Origin of the sequence: Bacteroides sp. D20 (assembly GCF_003436255.1) — a bacterium.
Taxonomy (GTDB): domain Bacteria; phylum Bacteroidota; class Bacteroidia; order Bacteroidales; family Bacteroidaceae; genus Bacteroides; species Bacteroides uniformis.
This window is the reverse complement of sequence record NZ_QSOO01000039.1, coordinates 926-4,057: the sequence shown is the minus strand read 5'-3', so window position 1 is coordinate 4,057 and position 3,132 is coordinate 926. Positions and strand designations below refer to the sequence as shown.

Here is a 3,132-nt window from a genome sequence, read left to right as displayed (position 1 = left end):
AAGGCGGTGATAGACGCCATGAACGCCGGGACGGTGCGTGTGCTGTTCGGCTCCACCTCCATGCTCGGAACGGGTGTGAACGCACAGAAACGGTGTGTGGCAATTCATCATCTTGATACGCCGTGGGTGCGACATGAAGTCGCATAGATAATTGTTGGAATGATACTTACGGGTATCAGCTTTAACCCGCTGTTCCGTCAGCGGTAGCCTACCGACCGATGCACCTTAATGTTGTATTAAGCGGTCGGGACGAAGTACACTTTCGCAAGACAAGACAGAACCGTGAGGGGAAGTCAAGTACGGTTAGTATCATACCGTAGAGTGGCGAGGCTGGATAGTATGGTTAGCGCAAGCGAACTGTTAGTAAACTTCGTAATGTCACGAAAGAGTGTAAGATACTGGCACACTCTACCCAAAAGGGAAGCGGTCGGTTAATCCTCTCCATGGTAGGATTACACGGATATAAGCACCGCCGGAGGATGAGACAGAACCTAACCTATCCGTTAGTTATCTATGTGGAACATGGTAAGCCTGTATATCTCCTGTCATGTAAAAATGACAGGTAAGCTGACAGCAATGAAAGCCGAATGGTGTGCAGGTATAAGATAACAGAAAAAGCGAATGCCGTTCTGTAATGGAGCGGATACGGATTGAACCGACATCACGGGCTGATGTGGGCGACATCATCCGACACGAAAGTGGGCAGACTTCTGTGACGACATTAGGTAGGCAATCAAACCGAATGTTGTCAAATGGTGATTCTTTACAATTAACTTTTAGAACTTTCAAAAGGAGGAAAGCAAATGAACGAAAACAAGACATCGTGTGCGCCTGCTGACAATCAGCAAACACTTTGGGACAGAATAGACTGGACTAAAGCGGAGTTGGCTGTCAGAAAGCTACAAGCGCGTATTGTAAAGGCTCAGAAGGAAGGCAGATACAACAAGGTGAAAGCCTTGCAGTGGACGCTGACCCACTCTTTTTACGCAAAAGCCTTAGCCGTAAAGAGAGTTACTTCTAACGGAGGTGGCAACACCCCCGGGGTGGACATGGAAACATGGGAGAAACCCGAAGCAAAAACACAAGCGATAAGCGAACTCAAACGCAGAGGCTACCAGCCGAAGCCGCTGAGAAGAGTCCACATCAAGAAGAGTAATGGCAAACTGCGACCGTTGGGAATACCGACAATGAAAGACAGAGCCATGCAAGCACTCTACCTCATGGCATTGGAACCAGTGTCGGAAACAACAGCCGACACACGTTCATACGGTTTCCGCAAGGAACGTCGCTGTATGGATGCGGTAATGCAATGCCATAACATTCTCCGAAAAGGCTATTCTCCCGAATGGATTCTGGAGGGTGACATAAAGGGGTGCTTCGACCATATCAGCCATGAATGGCTGCTTGCCAACATCCCTATGGATAAGGCAATGCTCCGAAAATGGTTGAAATGCGGCTATATCTTCAACAAACAGATGTTCCCGACAGAGGAGGGAACGCCACAAGGTGGCATTATCTCTCCCACGCTTGCCAATATGACATTGGATGGATTGCAGAAAGTCCTTGCAGAGAAATATAAACGAGTTAGAATCAAAGGTAAGTTATATTCGCCAATGGTGAATCTTGTCCGCTACGCTGATGACTTTATAATTACCTGCGAGAACCGTGAAACACTTGAAAAGGAAATCAAGCCATTGGTAGCCGACTTTATGTCTGAAAGAGGTCTGACCTTATCAGAAGAAAAGACGGTGATAACCAATATCCGTGACGGTTTCGATTTTCTCGGTTTCAACATCCGCAAATACGGCAATGAAATATTGACCAAGCCGACCAAGAAAGCCGAAAAACGCTTTATGGAGAATATCCGTAAGGTGACAAAAGGCCATAAGGGTTGCAAGCAGGAATCATTAATCAGGATGTTGAATGCTAAAATCCGAGGATGGGGAGCATATTATCAGCATGGGGCGACACGTGATTCTTTTCACAGAATTGACCATCAGATATTTCTCGCCTTGTGGCAATGGGCTAAACGCCGTCATTCCAAGAAAGGGAAACAGTGGATAAAAGACCGCTATTGGCACAATATCCGAGGGAACAGCTGGACTTTTGCGGCTAAGTTCAAGAAATCAAACGGCAAAGAAGACCAACTTACCTTGTTGAAACTGGCATCTTCGTTTCCTTTTCTGCAATATACGCAGATAAAGGGGGACATGAATCCGTTTGACGCAGACTGCCGCCTGTACTTCAATAAAAGAATGAAGTCAAAGATGCTTGTGACGCTGAAAGGACGTAAATCCCTGCTTTACCTATGGGAAAAGCAAGGTCGGAAATGTCCGATATGTGGTGAACCGATTGACACGCATAAGGCATGGAATGTAATGCCGACCGTACAAGACGGACGGAAATGCAATCTGTTGGTTCATGATGAATGTTTCAAATTATCCCGTAAAAACAATGGAAACAAGAAGTAGGATGAGCCGGTCTCTGCACACGAACAGAGACTTTGAAAAGCTTGAGCCGTATGAGGGGAAACCCTCACGTACGGTTCTGAGGGGGGAAGAGGGCAGTAATGCCCTTGACCTACCCGATCGACCGTCCGACCTGCAACAGCGTGACGGACGGGGAGTTAGAGCAGGCAACGAGATAGCCAAGCATTTCGCCGGGAACAACGTGGACGTAATAATCTACGCGGTGGAAAAATCACTGGACAGTTACAAGTTCAACCTCCTGCACTGCAAGCAGACTTTCATCAGCCAGCTTAAAAGCGGTGCTATGGAAGCGCGTACCATCGACGAGGGGGCAATGGACGAGAAATCGGGCATGAACTTCTCGGAATATATGGCGTTGCTATCCGGCAACACCGACCTGCTGGACAAGGCGAAACTGGAAAAACGTATCGCCTCGCTCGAAGGGGAACGCAAGTCGTTCAACAAGGGCAAGCGTGATTCGGAGTTCAAGCTGGAATCGAAGACCCGCGAGCTGGGCAACAACACAGCTTTCATAGATGCCATGACGGAGGACTGGAACCGCTTCCTCTCTGTGGTGCAGACCGACAAGGAGGGCAATCACCTTAATATAATAAAGGTGGACGGAGTGGATTCCGCCGATGAGAAAGTCATCGGAAAGCGTTTG

The 3,132-nt window shown here is 47.9% G+C and carries 1 protein-coding gene and 1 pseudogene; both read left to right on the top strand.

Annotated features, from left to right (window positions below; genetic code table 11):
* Positions 1–803: 803 nt before the first annotated feature.
* Positions 804–2,471, top strand: coding sequence for a group II intron reverse transcriptase/maturase (ltrA, locus tag DXD78_RS20770; protein ID WP_117652954.1), 1,668 nt, complete (start codon positions 804–806; stop codon positions 2,469–2,471).
* A 103-nt stretch (positions 2,472–2,574) separates the two neighbouring features.
* Positions 2,575–3,132 (top strand): annotated as a pseudogene (locus DXD78_RS20760) (helicase); the annotation flags it as partial.